We start from the raw sequence: 16,673 nt of genomic DNA, 5'->3' as shown, positions 1-16,673 counted from the left end.
GGTTGCGCTGTCTTTCCTTCGGGTGTACATTTATCCGAGGGGGTGGACTTAAATGAATAGGACTGACATGGATGAGCCCCGTCTCCCGGTCATTGAACAACCGGGTATATCACGGGACACCTTTGCCCGCGGCTTCTCCAAAGGCCTGAAGACCCTCTGGCTCATGGCCAAATTCATGTTTCCACTGATCATCCTTGTCACCGTTCTCGGCAAAACGCCGTGGCTCGGAAGGCTGGGTGACGCCTTCGCGCCCGTCCTTGCACTGATCGGCCTGCCGGGGGAAGCCTCGGTGGGCATCCTGCTCGGCCTGGCGACGAACCTCTACGCCGCCATCGGCGCCGTAGCGCCGCTGAATCTGACGGTCAAAGAGGCGACCATTTTCGGCTTTTTTCTCTTGATCTCCCACGGCTTGCTGATCGAGGGGGCCATCACCAAGAACTTCGGCGCCCCGGCCTGGAAACTGACAGGTCTGCGCTTGCTGACATCGTTCCTGTTCGCCTTCCTGCTGAATGTCCTTTGGCCAAACTAAGGTTCCGAATAGAACAGTCCTAGAGAGAACCGGTGTCATCGCCACTGTCTTTAGAAAACCACGACAGCTCCGACCAAGCCAAAGGGAGGTAGAGTTATGGACATCAGCGCCACATTGCTGCTGGGGGCGCAAAATGCCTTTTATCAGGTCGGTAAAATGGCCTTGTTTCTTATCCCGATCATCATCTTCCTGGAGATCCTCCGGGATTTGCATATTGTCCAAAAGGCATCTCGTCTCTTCGCGCCGCTGATGCGGCTCTTTCGTCTGCCCGGCGAGGCCGCCGTACCCATTGTCGTCGGTCTGGTCTTCGGCATCCTCTACGGGGCCGGCGTCCTCATCCAGGCCGGGAAGGACGGCTCACTCAACGCCAAGGAGATGACCGTCATCGGCCTGTTCCTGTCATTAAACCATGCCTTTATCGAGGATCCGCTGCTCTTCACCATGATCGGCGCCGATTATCTGCTCTTGCAAGCGCTGCGCCTGGTCGCATCGGTGGTGATCACGGCGCTCTTCGCCCTCCGGCTTTTGCCGCCCCTTTCCGTTCCGGTGCGCAAGGCGGCCCAATCAAACTCGTAAAAACTGCCCATACTAGTTTCATCACAACACATCGTTGGGATGAGGCGAGGAGGGGAGTTTGTGGCCAGAGCCAGAGTCGTTACGATTGATCAGGCTGTCAAGGAACTGTCCGGCGTCATCAAGCAGTTGGAAGACGGCGCTTTTAGGGTTGGCGACGCGGAAATCGAGGTTCCCAAGCAGATCCTGTTGCAGACCAAGTTCGATCGCGGCGAACACCAGGGGATGAGCATCCGCCTGTCCTGGGACATCATCGAGGAAGAGGAAGCCATCGAGGAGGATCCCGAGGATACCGAATGGCACGGGGAATTCCGGCATTGACGAGCCTTCCGTGAAATCATTGTCTTGGAATGGTTTCGGAGCGGCAGGCTCAGAAAAATAGGTCCAATAGAAAATCCCTGACGCAGGAGCGCGTCAGGGATTTTACCGATGAGATTGATTATCGACCGGCGCCGAAACCTTGCCCGCCGCCGATGCCCAGACCTTGTCCCGCGCCGCGTGCGCCGGGGCCCCGTCCAGCGCCTTTACCGAAGCCTTGGCCGGCGGCGCTATTTTTCCCGAGCCCGCCCGGCGCTGCCGAACCGTCGATCATGGGGCAGTTTTGGCCGGGGACGCGGTCAGCAAAGCCTTGCTGTAGCCGCGTCAAGAAGCGCGCATCCATCTGGTCCGTGATGGTTTTGGCTTGTTCCGGCGTAATCTGGCCGTAGTCGGCGTACTTTTGCACCATCTGCTTGCGCAAGCTGTGTATCTGGGTGCGAAGCGCCGTCAGCTCGTTCGTTTGCTCCGTCGTCAAGGCCGCCGAAGCGACACCGGCGGCGCCCAGGATGAGCGTTCCGGCGAGGCCGGCGATGATCCACTTGTTCTTCAGGTTTGCCCACGTCTTTTCCATGACCGATCGACTCCTTTCGATACTTACCCTGAGCTGTCTCGGCTCCCCATGTCCTCGTATCACCGATTCCTCTGGTGCCGGAAAGCCGACGCTCCCTTTCAGGTGGTTTTTCTTTACGGGTTTAGTATACCTCCTGGAGGTGTCGCTTTTGCGACAGCACGGTGACAACGAGGTCACAACATTGTGACAGTTTTGTTACGGAGTCCCTGTCATCTTGTGCAGCCAAAAGACCGAATACCCGAAAGGTGTTGCCGAAGGCCTGACGAAAGGCGGAATCCTCATTGACTGCAAATAATGAAAAGCCCCCCCGGTTCTGGGGGGACAAGCGCTATCATTCTTGGAACCAGCACCTGCGCGCCCGTTTCGGCGAGAAGGTGATGAAGGTGTCCCTCAACGCCGGCCTGACTTGCCCGAATCGCGATGGCACCGCCGGAAGGGGAGGCTGTGTCTTTTGCTGTCCCCAGGGCTCAGGCGCTTGCGCCGGCGATCCCTCCGAAGCGATCCGCGATCAGTTCCGGCAGGTACGGGAGCGGCTGAGAAGCAAGTGGTCTCAGGGCAAGTACATCGCCTACTTCCAGGCTTTTTCTAATACATATGGCGATCCCCGTCTGCTGCGCCGGCTCTATGAAGAGGCGCTGGCTCAGGAAGGCGTCGTGGGGCTCTCCTTGTCGACTCGGCCCGACTGCCTGCCGGACGACGTGCTCGACCTGCTGGTGGAACTGAACGGCCGCACCTACCTCTGGGTGGAGTTGGGGTTGCAGAGCATCCACGACGACACCTTGCGGCGGATCAACCGGGGCCATGACGCGGCGACCTTCTACGCAGCCCTGGAAAAATTGCGCGCGCGCGGCATTCGCGTCTGCGTCCACATCATCTACGGCCTCCCCGGCGAAGGGGAGGAGGCGATGCTGGAGACGGGAAGAGCGGTGGCCGCCATGGATGTGCAGGGCGTCAAGTTCCACTCCCTTCATGTGATGAAAGGCACCCGCCTCGCCGAATGGCACGCGGCGGGGCAGGTGCCGCTCTTGGATCGGGACAGCTATATCCGGCTCGTCGTGGACACCTTGGAGATCCTGCCGCCGGAGATGGTCATCCAGCGGCTGACGGGGGACGCCCCCAGAGAGTTGCTCGTCGCCCCCCAGTGGATCAGCCGCAAATGGGGAACCTTGCAGGGGATCGACCGATTGCTGGAAGAGCGGAACAGTTGGCAAGGGAAAAATTATGACTGTGCGCTGCCGAAGCAGTCGGACTGACGCAGGCTCTATCAAGTCCAGTCATGATCGGTTTAGGCCGGACCGCAAAGGGATACCCGGTCCAGCCGCTTCATCGCCAGCCGGACATAGTCCTCGTTCGTCTCAAAGCCGATGAAGTGCCGCCCAAGGCGGCGGGCGACGGCGGCCGTCGTGCCGGAGCCCATAAAGGGATCGAGCACCAGGGCGCCGGGGTTGCTGCTGGCCAGGATGCACCGTTCGACAAGTTTCTCCGGCTTCTGAGTCGGATGGGGCGTGTTTTCCGGCATGGACCAGAAGGGGACCGTCAGATCGGTCCAGATGTTGGGCGGGCAGGTCATGCGGAAGCGTTCGCCTGTTTCCGTCTCTACCCAGTCTTTCGGCTTGCCATCTGTCGTCGTGTAGGGGGCGATGATCTCTTTGCGAAACTTCACGTCTTCCAGGTTGAAGATATACTGCCTGCTGTCGACGACGGCGAACCAGATGTCTTCCATGTTGTTTTTCCAGTTCTTCGCGGCGCCGCGGCCCTTCTCGCGCCGCCAGGTGATCCGGTTGAGCACATCGAAGGAGTCGGAGAGCATTTCCTGGACGCGCCCTGAGTACTCCCAGTCACAGCAGACATAGATGGCACCATGAGGCTTGAGCAAGCGGGCCGCCTCGGCGAACCAGGCGCGGGTCCATTCCATGTATTCCTCTATCGTCTTCCAAGGGTTCGACCGCTTGCCTGACCCGAAATCTTTTTTCAGGCCAAAATAGGGCGGGTCGGCGAAGATCAGGTCGACCGACCGGGCGGGCAGGCGGGACATGCCGACCAGGGCGTCGCCGCAGTAAATCCGATCCGCCTGCCAGCGGCAGGCCGGTTGAGCGCCAATCCCTGCGTCACGGGTCAGTGCTTCACCAATCAGTACGTCACCGGTGAGTTCGACAGCCTTTGATTCATCAGCGGTATGTTCAACGGCGAGTTCATCCACTGAGGGAATCGCTCTGTAGCGCTGCCAGTCCTCGGGCTCCAGAAAAAGGGTGCGGTTATTCGGTGCCTTCGAGTTGCGCATCAAGGGGTGGGGCAGTTCCTTGGCGCTTTTTTTGCTATGTTCCCGTGTCATTTTGTTCCTCCAGGTTTTTGAACTTCAGGCTCCTGCGCAACCTACAGAAACCTATAGGATTCATCAGGATCCCTCTTGTTTCGGTAATTCTACCGACTTATTTCGACAATCGGCAATGCTTTTCCTTTCGCGCAGGATATTTCCGCTGTTTTGACGAAAAAGAATAACGAATGTCTTCGGCTTCAGCGATAACCTGGCCGAACAGCGACAGCCGACCGAAAGAAGGTTTCTCTTTGACCATCCAGCAGATTCGCATCCTCGTCACCTACTTGTCCGGCGTGTTCCTCGGCGCCCTCGACCAGGGCATCATCGGGCCGGCGCTGACGACGATTGTCCGTGATTTCAACATATCTCCCAAATGGTGCGTCTGGGCGGTCACCGTCTATACGCTCGTCTACGCCGTGTCCATGCCGATCACAGCCAAGCTCGCTGACCGTTATGGCCGGCGGCGCATCTTCATGACCGGGATGGCCTTCTTTGCCGTCGGGTCTCTTTTCTGCGCCCTGTCGGACAGCCTCTATCTGCTGCTCGTCGGCCGGGCGGTGCAGGCCCTGGGAGGCGGCGGCATCCTGCCGGTGGCTGTCGCCGAAATCGGCCTCGCTTTTCCCCAAGAGCGGCGGGGGAGGGCGCTCGGCCTCTACGGGGCCACCTGGGGCATCGCCTCTATCGTGGCGCCGATCTTGGGCGGCGTCGTCATTCAGTACCTGTCCTGGCCCTGGCTGTTTTTGATCAACGTCCCGGCGGCGGCGCTGCTCATCGTGCTGGCCTTCGGTCTTCCCGAAGAGGTGGAGCCTCAGGTAAAAGCCATGGACTGGCAGGGCGCTTTGCTCGTCGGGATGGTCATCTTCTGCTTCATGCTGGGACTTACCCACATTCAGGGGCAAAAAGGCTGGTCCGGCGTCTGGATGCCGAACGTCTATCTGTTTTTGCTGGCCGGGCTGCTCCTGATCCCGCTGCTTTTTTGGGTGGAAAGAAATGCCGAAGACCCTATCGTCAACCCTGCTTACTTCCAAAACCCCCGGCTGTTGACCATTTTCCTGCTGGCCGCGCTCTCCGGCATGGTCATGCTGACGGTCCTCTTCATGCCCGCCTATGTGGAGTATGTCCTCCACTTTCCTCCGGGGAAGGCCTCTTACATGGTCGTTCCGCTGGCGCTGGCCAGCGTCGTCACCTCTCCCCTCGGCGGCCTTATCGTCGATCGCTTCGGCGCTTCCCGGACCCTTTCTCTCGGGTTCGGCGCCACTGCCGTCGGCGCTGTCGTCCTTGCCGTCCTGGTCGAGCAGATCGGATCGCCGGCGGATGTGTCGACCCGTTATATCATGATCGTTACCTTCGGCTTCATCCTGCTCGGCGGCGGCTTGGGTCTCATCGTCGGCTCGCCGCTGAATGTCCTGGTCATGGGCGAGGTGGACAGGCGGGAGGTGTCGAGCGGCCTGGCGGTGATGACCGTCATCCGCTCCCTCGGCAATACCTTGGGGCCTGTCGTGATGGGCGGTCTGTTGGCGACGGCGACGAGCCTTGGACAGCCAAAAGATGGCTTTGTCGATATCTTTACGGCGCTTCTTGTCATCGCATCGCTCGGGCTGCTGTTGACGACGCGGCTGCGAGAGAAGTAAGGGAACGGTCTGATGAACATGATAACAGCGAAATGGTGCAGATAGCGCAATCATGGGCATAAAAAAGCGGCCCCGAAGGGACCGCTTTTGTTATGCCTGCACCTGTGCTGCCTGTACCGCCTACCGGACGTCGGAGATCCTGCGCAAGCGGTCATACTCGCACACCACTTCGTCGGCGAGCGCCGGGTCCGATTTGCGCAGGTTGAGGAGAAAGAGGACGGGGTTTCCCTGGTAGCTGAACAGGTCGCCATGGCCCGTCAGGGCGTACTCGAGACCGAGCCGGGCAAGGTTGAGTTCGCATTCTTCCTCGTGTCCCTTGCCGCAGTGACGGCAGCGGACCAAAAAGAGGGCCAGCAGTTCCACCGCCTCTTGGCGGCTGAAGGAGCGCCTCTCCCCTTGCGAGGCCTTTTTTACCCGGTTACGGCGGCTTTCTAACATCACCTGCTCCGACATATTGCGAATCAATCCGACGACACACTGCTGCGGGTCGCAACGGTTGCAGGCTTCGAGAGAGAGGCAGTGAGAAGAGAAGTGGGAAGAAAGACCGGGATGGACGAAAGAAGGGTGGATGGGACAGGGTCGATTCGTCGGGGTAAAGGTCCTTTCCAGAGCCATGTTACGATCACCTCCTGCACAAGCTATGTTCAGGAATTCTTAATATTACCATAGCATAAAAGGGATCATGTTACAATCTCTTCGTATCACTATATCTGTTGAAATCGGTAATGGAAAAAAAGGATTCCCTCAGCCGAGAAAAAACAGTCTGATGGATCAAGCAGTTGATCATGGGAACGAAAGAGGCGCCCGGAACGTCTTTAGAGTGTAGACGAATCACGGGAAAGGTGGAGAATCCCTTGGGTATCTTGAAAAAGCAAAAGCGTTGGGTGAGCCGGGCGCTGATCGCGGCCATTTTCAGCAGTGTCCTGATGTCGGGGTGCCAAGCCCTCGCAGCAGGCGGATCGACGGACCAAGAAGGACTTCCGGTCGTCGGATCCTATGGGAATCTTAAGCGATGGGTTGAAAAAGCTGCTGCTCACGCGAACAGGTATAAGGGCGGTGCGGCGCCGGAAGCAGCGCAATCGGCGACCAAAGCGAATGCAGGTTGGGCAGAACGTCGGGCCGTAACGTCAGCGCCTTCGGCGCAGGCGCCGTCTGCTGACAGGCCTTCCGGCGCGGAAGCGTCCGTTGCGAAGCGGGACTATTCCACGACGAACGTGCAGGTCGAGGGTGTCGATGAAGCCGACATTGTCAAGACTGACGGCGGGTACATCTATCAGGTGAACAATCGGCGCGTCATCATCGCCAAAGCCCACCCGGTCGGCCAATTGGCCATCGCCTCAGTCATCACCTTTGATGATGCCTTCTTTGCTCCCCGGGAGATCTATGTAGACGCCGAACACCTCATCGTCATCGGCAGCGGCCGTGATGAGGCCTTTTTCGTCCCCACTGATGGAACCGCGAAGAGGGCCATGATCGCGCCCCCGTACCGCCCTTACCAGGGCACGGTGAAGGCCATTGTCTACGATATCGCTAATAAAGCCCATCCGCAAAAGCTGCGAGAGACCATCTTGGAAGGCAACTACGTGTCTTCCCGCAAGATCGGTGCATCTTTATATCTTATCGCTAACCGTTATCTTGGGGTCAGTCTTCCGGAAAAGGAGACCCCTGAAGTCCTTCCTTGGTACAAAGATACGGCGACAGGCGCCGAAAAAGCGCGCATCGGCTATGACCAGATCCGCTGTTTTCCGGACTTTATGGAGCCGAACTACCTGATCGTGGCCGCGGTGAATACAGAGAACCCCAAGGAATCGCCCCACCTGTCAACCTACTTGGGCGCCGGTGAGACCGTCTATGCCTCCACCAAAAATCTCTACGTGGCCTTGCACACCTACCGCGGCCCTGTTTTCCGGATCATGGGGGGCGAGAGGGCGTGGCCGCAGACGGCGCCGGAAGAAAAGACGCGCCTCTTCAAGTTCGCCCTCGAAGGCGCCAAGACGCGCTATGTCGGCATGGGCGAGGCGCCCGGCCGGGTTTTGAACCAGTTCTCCATGGACGAAAAGGACGGTTTCTTCCGCATCGCTACCACTGTCGGCAGCCCCTGGGCGCAGGGCGCTGACACATCGAAAAACAACCTCTACATCCTCGATGAGTCCCTGAAGCCGGTGGGCAAGCTTGAAGGCATCGCGCCGGGCGAGCAGATCTACTCAGTCCGATTCATGGGCGAGAAGGCCTACATGGTCACTTTTCGCACTGTCGATCCCCTCTTTGTCATCGACCTGAAGGAGCCGAAGGCGCCCCGTATCCTGGGCAAACTGAAGATCCCCGGCTACAGCAATTATCTGCACCCTTATGACGATAACCATATCATCGGTTTCGGCAAGGACACAATCGAACAATCGATCACCGACCATGAAGGCCGCGTCATCGGCACGAACGCCTACTACCAGGGCATGAAGATGGCCCTTTTCGACGTATCCGACGTGGAGCATCCCGTCGAAAAGCATGTGGCCTTCATCGGCGACCGGGGTACCGACTCGGAACTGCTCTACGACCACCGGGCACTCCTCTTCAGCAAGGAGAAGCGCCTGCTCGCCTTCCCGGTCCAGTTGATGGAAGTGGATAAGCCGACCGGCGCACCCTCCGGTGAAAAAGTCTCCCCTGTTCCCGCCTACGGCACCTTCGCCTTTCAGGGCGCTTACGTGTACACTGTCGGTCTGGAAAAGGGTTTCGAACTGCGCGGGCGGATCACCCACTTGAGCGACGAGGATTATCAGAAGGCTGGCCAGTACTACTATGACAGTGAGAAATTCGTCAACCGTATCCTTTTCATCAATGATTCTCTCTACACCCTGTCCAACCGCATGATCAAGGCCCACGGCATGGACACCTTGGAAGAGCGGGGAAATCTGGCCATTCCCGGCGAATAAGGCGAATAGCCGCCCCGGATACTAGATCCGGGAGGTGTACGCCTATGAGTAGGGACTTGGATCAATTTGAACTGCCGAAGGGCAAGCTCGACGCGCTGCCCAACCCGGGTGAGGGAGAGACGCCGGGCATCATATCGGCGGGCACGGCCGGTTTCAGCGGGGAAGGCAACTTCGGTTTCGGCATCCCTCATATGAAGGCGCGGGCTATTCCGGGACAGGATGCGGAAGGGCCGACAACCCGCAACGCCATGAATGACGCTGAGGCGCGGGCCGAAGCGGAACTGGGCGCCGACTTCACGCCCCGCGCCCGGAACAACCTGGAGACCATCCCGGCCCAGAAGTCGGATTTGGAGACCTTCGATGCCGTTGTCCGGGAGCATGAGGTGGAAGAGGGCTTTCACAACCAGATCACCGCCGATGGGATGGGGGATAAGGACCGGTACAAATAACTCCTCATCCTCACCAAAAGAAGGAGTGACTGTTCTGCCTAAGCGTACAGCCACTCCTTCTTGTATGTTTATTCAGGCCAGCGGTCACCCCCGTCCCCCCAGGATCTGCCGGCAACGGCTGAGGCGAGAGCGGTAGTACTTGATCACTTCCAGATTCGGATCCGACTTGCGGATCTCTTCGTCCAGCAGGCGTTGATAGTTTTTCAGACTGTTCATGGCCTGGATTTTTTCAAATGCCGAATAGACCGGATTGTACCGCATCCTTGTCTCTCCTCCTGTCACCTTCACTGCGCCTAGTTTTCCCGCGGGGTCCAGCATTTTAAACCGCCGCCGCGACTGCCTTTTCTCACAAAAGCCCATTTTGTGGTACAATAAAGACCATGTTGGAGGGCATCCAGAAGGGGGAAAACCATTGTCGACCGATTTTTTACACTCCCTGAATCCGGTTCAACGCGAGGCCGTCCTGCACCAAGAGGGGCCTCTTTTGCTTCTTGCCGGGGCTGGTTCCGGGAAGACCCGCGTCTTGACTCACCGCATCGGCCATCTGATCGAACAATGCCGGGTGAGTCCCTTTCATATACTAGCCATCACCTTTACCAACAAGGCGGCCGCAGAGATGCGGGAACGGTTGGGCCGCCTCATCGGACCACGCGCCCACGATGTCTGGGTGTCCACCTTTCACTCCACCTGCATGCGCATCCTGCGCAAAGACGGGGAAAAGCTCGGCTATGACCGGAGCTTCGTCATCTATGACTATGATGATCAGCAGCGCCTGCTCAAGGAGTGCTTGAAAGAGCTCAACATCGACGAGAAGCGCTTCAAGCCTCAGGCTGTCGGCGCCGCCATCAGTTCGGCCAAGAACAGGCTCGTGGGTCCCGTCGCCTTTGAAAGGCAGGCCTATGATCATTTTGCGCAAATATCTGCCAAAGTGTACCATATTTACCAAAAGAAATTAAAAGCCCACAACGCTATGGATTTTGACGATCTGCTCGTCAACGGTGTCTGCCTGTTTCGGGAGTTTCCCCATGTCCTTGACAACTACCAGGACCGCTTCCGGTACATCCATGTGGACGAGTATCAGGACACGAACCATGCCCAGTATGTGCTGGTGAAACTGCTCGCCGATAAGTACCGCAACCTCTGTGTTGTCGGTGACGACGACCAGAGCATCTACGGTTGGCGGGGCGCTGATATCCAGAATATCCTTGACTTTGAGCGCGATTACCCTGAGGCTGTCGTGCTCAAGTTGGAGCAAAACTACCGCTCCACCGGCAAGATCCTCGAAGCGGCCAACGCCGTCGTCGGCAACAACAGGGGGCGCAAATCGAAAAAGCTCTGGACCCAGAACCCGTCAGGCCAGCCCATCGTCGCCTATCAAGGCGAAACAGAGCACGACGAGGCGCGCTATATCGTCCGGACCATCAAGCGGCTTTCTGAGTCGGAAAACCGCCCCTATCGCGACTTCGCCATCTTGTACCGAACCAACGCCCAGTCGCGGGTGTTGGAAGAACATTTCATGTACGCCGGCATCCCCTATCGCATCTTTGGCGGCCTGCGCTTCTATGAGCGCAAGGAGATCAAGGACATTGTCGCTTATCTACGCTTTATCTCCAACCCTGCCGATGCGGTCAGCTTCCGGCGCGTCGTCAACGTGCCTAAGCGAGGCATCGGCGATGCGACAGTGCAAAAGCTGCTCGAACATGCTGACAGTGAGGGCTGGACTGTCGGCGAGGCCCTGGCGCGGGTCGGCGAAGTGCCGGGGCTGTCCCGGGCCGTCAAGGCGTTGTCTGCCTTTGGCCAAATGATCGAGGAACTGCGCCGGGAAGCGCCGTCGCTGCTCGTCACCCAGATCGTCGAAGCTATCTTGAATCGCACAGGCTATGTGCGTGAGTTGGAGGCCGAAAAGACGGAAGAGGCGAAAGGCCGCATCGAGAACATCAAGGAATTCCTCTCTGTCACCAAGGAGTTTGACCGGACAGCCGATGACAAGACGCTCGAAGAGTTCCTGGCCGGCGTCTCCCTCGTATCAGATACGGACAATTATAATGAAGACGAAGACGCCGTCGTCTTGATGACAATGCACTCCGCTAAGGGCTTAGAGTTTCCTGTCGTCTTTGTGGCCGGCATGGAGGAGGGCGTTTTTCCTCACAGCCGCGTCCAGTTTGAAGAGACCCAGGTCGAGGAGGAGCGCCGCCTCTGCTATGTGGCCATCACGCGGGCGCGGGAGCGCCTTTACCTGGCCCGCGCATGGAGGCGAACCCTTTTCGGCAATACTGTTTCTAACAAGCCCTCCCGGTTTTTGGAAGAAATCCCGGCTTCCCTGCTCGTCGAGGAGGATGATCGGGCAAAGCGGGATTCACTGTTCTCCGATGCCACCCTGAGCAGCTCTGCTGCGGCCGCGGCCAGCGCAAACAAGGCGGTCGGCGCTTCCGGCTTTGGCGACGCCGTCGAGTTCACAGTCGGCGACAAGGTTCAGCATGGCAAGTTCGGCCTGGGAATCGTCGTCAAGGCCTCCGGCAGCGGGGAAAACCAGGAGCTCTCCGTCGCTTTCCCCCAGCAGGGGATCAAGAAGCTCCTGCTCAAATATGCCGGTTTAAAACGGGTGTAACAACAGAACAGGCCTGTGACCGCAGGGGAGGCGGATGTTGCTTCGATTCACTTTTGCCTGGAAATTGTTGTGGAGGTGTTCCTATGGTTGCCAGAGAGGGCGGCCCCGCCCCGGCTGATGCCGCCCAACGCATCGCCGAACTGCGGGAGCAGATCCGCCGCCATGATTATTGTTATTATGTCCTCGACGCACCTGAGATCAGCGATGCCGAGTATGATCGGCTGATGCGGGAACTGCTGGACCTGGAACAGAGCCATCCCGAACTGGTGACCGCCGATTCGCCGAGCCAGCGCGTCGGCGGACAGCCCTTGGCGGCTTTCCGCGCCGTTAGCCACCGCGTTCCGCTCCTGTCGCTGGCCAACGCCGTTGACGATCAGGATCTGCGTGAGTTTGATCGCCGCGCCCGTGAGCGGGCCGATCGCCCCCTTACATATGTGGTAGAGCCCAAGATCGATGGCCTCACCGTTGTGCTCTCTTACGAAGAGGGCCGCTTCATCCGGGCCGCCACCCGAGGGGACGGCCTTATCGGGGAAGACATCACCGAGAACATCAAGACCGTCCGCGCTGTGCCTCTCCGGCTGAAGAGAGACATCAAGTCCCTGGAGGTGCGCGGCGAGGCGTACCTGCCCAAAGCGGCCTTCGCCCGCTTGAATGAGGAACGGGAAGAGGCGGGCGAGGCGGCCTTCGCCAACCCGCGCAACGCTGCCGCTGGCTCCTTGCGCCAACTGGATCCGAAGGTGACGGCTTCGCGGCCGCTGCGGGCCTATTTCTACAATATCCTGCATCTCGAAGGCGCCGACGGCGTGGGCGAACAGGTGGAAGCCTTGCAAATGCTGGAGGACTTGGGACTGCCTGTCAACCCAGAGCGGCGCTACTGCCGGACCATCGATGACGTCATCGACTACTGCCGGTACTGGACCGAACACCGCCACGACCTGCCTTACGAGATCGACGGTATGGTCGTCAAGGTCAACGAACTGGACCAGTATCCCCTCCTGGGTGAGACAGCCAAGAGCCCCCGCTACGCTATCGCCTTCAAGTTTCCGCCTGAGCAGGCGATCACCCGGGTGCGGGACATCACCGTAAAAGTGGGCCGCACCGGCGTGATCACCCCGACGGCGGAGCTGGAGCCGGTGCGCCTCGCCGGTACGACCGTCAGCCGGGCCACCTTGCACAATGAAGACATCATCCGCGAGCGCGACATCCATATCGGCGATTATGTAGTCATTCAAAAAGCTGGCGATATCATCCCCGAGGTGCTTTCCGTTCTCAAGGAAAAACGGACCGGCGAGGAACGGCCTTTCTTTATGCCCCAGACCTGTCCGGAATGCCACAGCCCCGTCAGCCGGCTGAAAGGGGAGGCGGCGATCCGTTGTACCTCCTTGGCCTGCCCAGCCCAGGCCAAGGAGGGGCTCATCCACTTTGCCTCCCGCGACGCCATGAACATCGAGGGCCTCGGCCCGGCTGTCGTCAACCTCCTCTGGGAGGCCGGCCTCGTTCGCGACCCTGCCGACCTCTACGACCTGACGGCGGAGCAAGTGGCCCCTTTGGAGCGGATGGGCAAAAAGTCGGCGGCCAACCTGATCGCCGCCATCGAAAACAGCAAATCCCGTGGCCTCGCGGCGCTGATCTTCGCCCTCGGCATCCGCCTGGTGGGGCAGACGGCGGCCAAGACCCTGGCCCGCCACTTCGGCTCGATGGATCAACTGATGAAAGCCACCACGGAGGAACTGCAGGCGGTGAGCGAGATCGGCCCTAAGATGGCTGAGTCGCTTCAGCGCTGGTTCGCCGTCCCGGCCAACCGGCAGATGATCGACCGTTTGGCCGAGAAGGGCCTGCAGATGGAGACAGAGAAAGCAGGTGACGCCGGCGTTCCCCAGACATTCGCCGGCAAGACCGTTGTCTTGACGGGGACATTGACGACCCTTGACCGCCGCGAAGCCCAGCGACTGCTGGAGGAGCGCGGGGCCAAAGTGGCCTCTTCGGTGAGCAAGAAGACGAGCCTGGTCATCGCCGGCGAGGCTGCCGGGTCCAAGCTCGAAAAGGCGAAGGAACTGAACATCCCCATCCTCTCGGAAGCGGATTTTTTGCAGTTGATCGACCGGGTTTAGCAGGGAAGGACTGGTGTGACGGCGAAAAAGAAACAGAATGGGGACATTCTGCTCAGCGGCGGCTAGCAGGCCTTTGCCGACGCTGTCATGCCCCACGGGACGACGGTTGTCGTTGCTGACTCGCCTGAAGTCCCGCCTGTCGACGTCGTCCAGGCCTTAATCCAGATGGCCGTCGGAAAGATGTCTATTTGCTGCGCCCTTCCTGTGGGCCGATCACACCGCCAAAGAGGGGTTTCGGTTCTCTGTTGACGGACCGCTTGCATATACACCATCGGATATCCACGTAGGAAAGGCAGGCCGTCGAGCGTGAAGGTTGTTCCAATATTCCAATTTATCGCCAAAGCGGCGCCCTTCCGGCTCCAGGGCGTCATCTCCATGATGATGGTCTGGGGGACCAGGCGGATCGGCGTGCAGGGGATCTCTGTCCATTTCGTCGTGGGCAATCCTGTTGAATCCCAGATCGACTGGTTCGACCAAGTGCCCTTTGGCCAAGGGGACAGTCTTTTTTCCGGTTTGCCCGACCTCACGGTCGATCTCACCATACAAGAAGCCCTGAACCTCTTTGATCAGATCCTGCGCGATCTGGAACAGGCTGATGTAGAGATCCCTACAGAGATTACGGCGCTGCGCCGAACATTGCAAGACCAGGATCCCCTGACAGATGACCAATGGCACGCCTTGATGACGCGCCTATTCGACCGTCCCCTCAAACCGAGGGAAGTGGTGCACGCCTATTTCCAGGCCAGGGCTGTCGATGACTGGGGCCTCGTCTACTGTCTCCTGCCTCGCCGGGTCCGGCAGCGGAATGCGAACTGGGAGGAATTTTCCCGGCGTATGCTGAAAAAACATGAGGGGGAAAGCGTCCTCCGCGGCGTCGTCGTCGAGGAATCGCCCAGCGCCAAGGGCGTCCACCTGATCGCTGAGTCGCTCATCGGCCGGGACCAGTTTCTCCTCACCTTCCGCGCCCATTTTTACCTCATCCGGGAGGAAGGCCGCTGGGTCATTTCGAGCATCCGCCGCGAGCCTTCCCTGAAGGTGCCCTTTGGCCAGGATCCTTTTTTTCAAGGGTTCTGGTACTGGCGCGTCTTTCCGACGCGCAATAGCGATCTGATCCTAGAGACCCTCCGCAATGAAGAGGGTTGCCATGTGGAAGATGGCGAGCGAGGGACGGCTGTCGTCTATATGAGCCACATGAACGACGCCATTGAGATGGGCGTCGATGTGGCCCGTGACGCCCGCGGCCAGGTCTGGGTCGGCCGCCGCGAGATCGCCGTCGGCACCGTCTCTGAGGAGCGGCTCAACGCGCTGATCCGCGACCTGCGCCGCAGCCGTCTCATCGGCCATACCCCCGGGCGAGGACCGTACCGATTGCCGGAGATCGCCAACTATGCTTTCCGGCAAGGCAATTACACCAACTTTGAAGAACTGCTTGACGCTTGGGAAGTCAAGCTCGACGATCCGCTCATCGGGCCTGAAGGCTGGGGGCGGGATACCGATGATGACCCTGTTGCCCGGGCTGTCGCCGAAACGGCGCAGATCGGCTCCCTGATGACCCAATTTATCCACTGGCGCTTCGCCGAACAGTGGAAGCGGGAGTGGAGCCAGTTCGCCCGCCATACGGACGAACCGGAGACATCCTTTGCCGACCACCCGCTCGGCACCCTCTTCTGGGAATGGTTTGTCTTTGACCGCCGTCTGCGCGGCGGCGGCACGACCTTGGACGCTTTCGAACAGGAGGTGGCCAGTCACCTGCCGCCGGCCCTGCGGGATGCCTTGAAGAACTGGAAGCGGAACAGGCCGGGCTTTTATGTGATCCTCTCTCTGGAAGAAAAAGGCTACTGGGTTCGCGATGTCTTCGGCGAGGAAAGGTTCTTCATCCGCGACCCGGAGTACAACCCGAAAACACCGCCCTATGAAGCGGGTTTCCTGCTCTTCTGCCGTCTCATGCCCTGGGAGGAGGGTTATCGCTACGGCGGCATCGCCTTCTTCTTCCCCCCCTGGTACCGTACGCCTGTCGTCAGCTATATCCGAGAACTGGGTTTGAACACCGGCAATGAAATGCCTTTTGAATGGCTCAGCCTTTGGCGGCGGAAATCGAGGCGGATCCTTTACTTCGTCATAGAATTGCGGCGCAAGCAGATTCAACCGAAGCTGATCACCGCCGAAGGGCACCGCGCCAGCTCCTGTCGGTCCATCTTCCGGATCGCCGATCAGACCGCCTTGCAGGATGCTATCGAGAAGTTGCCTGATCTGTCGCCGCCCGAACGGGACTGGCAGAAGGGGCAGGGTGACATCTTCCGCTACAAGTGGCTGGAAGCCGGGTTGACGGCTCAATTGATGAACGCCCTGCGCGCTGTCGCTGTTGAGCATACCGTCGACGGCATCCCCCTTACCGATATTCACTGCCTAAACCCAGGCGGGGAAATGGTGCGGCAGGTAGGCAATCTCACCTTATACCGGCAGTATGCCGTCATTGATACCATATCGAAGGAACGGCTCGATATCCTGAAGCGGGTGCTCATAAAGTTCTGTGGCTTTTACCTCACCCATGAGGAAGATATCTTTGAGGAGCCCGAGACCCTGGGCTCGAACCTCGTCAAGAATAACAAGATGAAGTGATTTTTAGACGGAGGAAGGTG

Annotated in this window: 14 protein-coding genes; 10 read left to right on the top strand and 4 right to left on the bottom strand. The window is 59.1% G+C overall.

The window, feature by feature from the left end:
- Positions 1 to 52: 52 nt before the first annotated feature.
- From HM1_RS13845 to HM1_RS13835, 3 genes are all read left to right on the top strand, one after another.
- Complete coding sequence (locus HM1_RS13845) at positions 53 to 529, top strand: nucleoside recognition domain-containing protein (RefSeq protein WP_012284025.1); 477 nt, start codon at positions 53 to 55, stop codon at positions 527 to 529.
- 96 nt (positions 530 to 625) lie between these two features.
- Positions 626 to 1,105: a nucleoside recognition domain-containing protein gene (locus HM1_RS13840; protein WP_012284024.1), complete on the top strand. Its 480-nt coding sequence runs from the start codon at positions 626 to 628 to the stop codon at positions 1,103 to 1,105.
- A 60-nt stretch (positions 1,106 to 1,165) separates the two neighbouring features.
- Entirely contained in the window at positions 1,166 to 1,423 is a 258-nt protein-coding gene (locus HM1_RS13835; protein ID WP_012284023.1) for a hypothetical protein, read from the top strand.
- Positions 1,424 to 1,541: 118 nt separating this feature from the next.
- Here the strand turns inward: HM1_RS13835 and HM1_RS16440 are convergent, their stop codons facing one another.
- On the bottom strand, positions 1,542 to 1,991 hold the full coding sequence (locus HM1_RS16440) for a YckD family protein (protein WP_012284022.1): 450 nt from the start codon (positions 1,989 to 1,991) through the stop codon (positions 1,542 to 1,544).
- A gap of 281 nt (positions 1,992 to 2,272) precedes the next feature.
- Between HM1_RS16440 and mnmL the strand changes: the two genes are divergently transcribed.
- Positions 2,273 to 3,244 carry a tRNA modification radical SAM protein MnmL/YtqA gene (gene mnmL, locus HM1_RS13825; RefSeq protein ID WP_012284020.1) on the top strand — a complete coding sequence of 324 codons (972 nt, stop codon included), beginning with the start codon at positions 2,273 to 2,275 and terminating at the stop codon, positions 3,242 to 3,244.
- 32 nt (positions 3,245 to 3,276) lie between these two features.
- Here mnmL and HM1_RS13820 read toward each other — a convergent pair whose 3' ends face one another.
- Positions 3,277 to 4,323 (bottom strand): DNA-methyltransferase, encoded by a 1,047-nt coding sequence (locus HM1_RS13820; RefSeq protein ID WP_041314070.1) that lies wholly within the window; start codon positions 4,321 to 4,323, stop codon positions 3,277 to 3,279.
- A gap of 233 nt (positions 4,324 to 4,556) precedes the next feature.
- Here HM1_RS13820 and HM1_RS13815 point away from each other — a divergent pair, with 233 nt between their 5' ends.
- Positions 4,557 to 5,939 (top strand): MFS transporter, encoded by a 1,383-nt coding sequence (locus HM1_RS13815; protein ID WP_012284017.1) that lies wholly within the window; start codon positions 4,557 to 4,559, stop codon positions 5,937 to 5,939.
- Between the two features lie 120 nt (positions 5,940 to 6,059).
- Here the strand turns inward: HM1_RS13815 and HM1_RS13810 are convergent, their stop codons facing one another.
- Positions 6,060 to 6,554, bottom strand: coding sequence for a hypothetical protein (locus HM1_RS13810; protein ID WP_012284016.1), 495 nt, complete (start codon positions 6,552 to 6,554; stop codon positions 6,060 to 6,062).
- A 239-nt stretch (positions 6,555 to 6,793) separates the two neighbouring features.
- On the opposite strand from HM1_RS13810, the gene HM1_RS13805 reads away from it, so the two are divergent.
- Positions 6,794 to 8,866 carry a beta-propeller domain-containing protein gene (locus HM1_RS13805; protein ID WP_049754193.1) on the top strand — a complete coding sequence of 691 codons (2,073 nt, stop codon included), beginning with the start codon at positions 6,794 to 6,796 and terminating at the stop codon, positions 8,864 to 8,866.
- 44 nt (positions 8,867 to 8,910) lie between these two features.
- Entirely contained in the window at positions 8,911 to 9,315 is a 405-nt protein-coding gene (locus HM1_RS13800; RefSeq protein WP_041314067.1) for a hypothetical protein, read from the top strand.
- 84 nt (positions 9,316 to 9,399) lie between these two features.
- On the opposite strand, the gene HM1_RS15870 is transcribed toward HM1_RS13800, so the two are convergent.
- Positions 9,400 to 9,576, bottom strand: a complete 177-nt coding sequence (locus HM1_RS15870) for a hypothetical protein (protein ID WP_012284012.1) — start codon at positions 9,574 to 9,576, stop codon at positions 9,400 to 9,402.
- Between the two features lie 151 nt (positions 9,577 to 9,727).
- Between HM1_RS15870 and pcrA the strand changes: the two genes are divergently transcribed.
- The 3 genes from pcrA (at position 9,728) to HM1_RS13785 (ending at position 16,653) form a co-directional block, all read left to right on the top strand.
- Positions 9,728 to 11,923, top strand: a complete 2,196-nt coding sequence (gene pcrA, locus HM1_RS13795; RefSeq protein ID WP_012284011.1) for a DNA helicase PcrA — start codon at positions 9,728 to 9,730, stop codon at positions 11,921 to 11,923.
- Between the two features lie 83 nt (positions 11,924 to 12,006).
- Positions 12,007 to 14,034: an NAD-dependent DNA ligase LigA gene (gene ligA, locus HM1_RS13790; protein ID WP_012284010.1), complete on the top strand. Its 2,028-nt coding sequence runs from the start codon at positions 12,007 to 12,009 to the stop codon at positions 14,032 to 14,034.
- Positions 14,035 to 14,340: 306 nt separating this feature from the next.
- A complete protein-coding gene (locus tag HM1_RS13785; RefSeq protein WP_012284009.1) occupies positions 14,341 to 16,653 on the top strand; it encodes a hypothetical protein in 2,313 nt (770 codons plus the stop codon).
- Positions 16,654 to 16,673: the final 20 nt, after the last annotated feature.

The organism is Heliomicrobium modesticaldum Ice1 (assembly GCF_000019165.1).
GTDB classification, from domain to species: Bacteria; Bacillota; Desulfitobacteriia; order Heliobacteriales; family Heliobacteriaceae; genus Heliomicrobium; species Heliomicrobium modesticaldum.
Note: the sequence above shows the minus strand (reverse complement) of the source record. Positions and strands in the feature narration are given on the sequence as shown.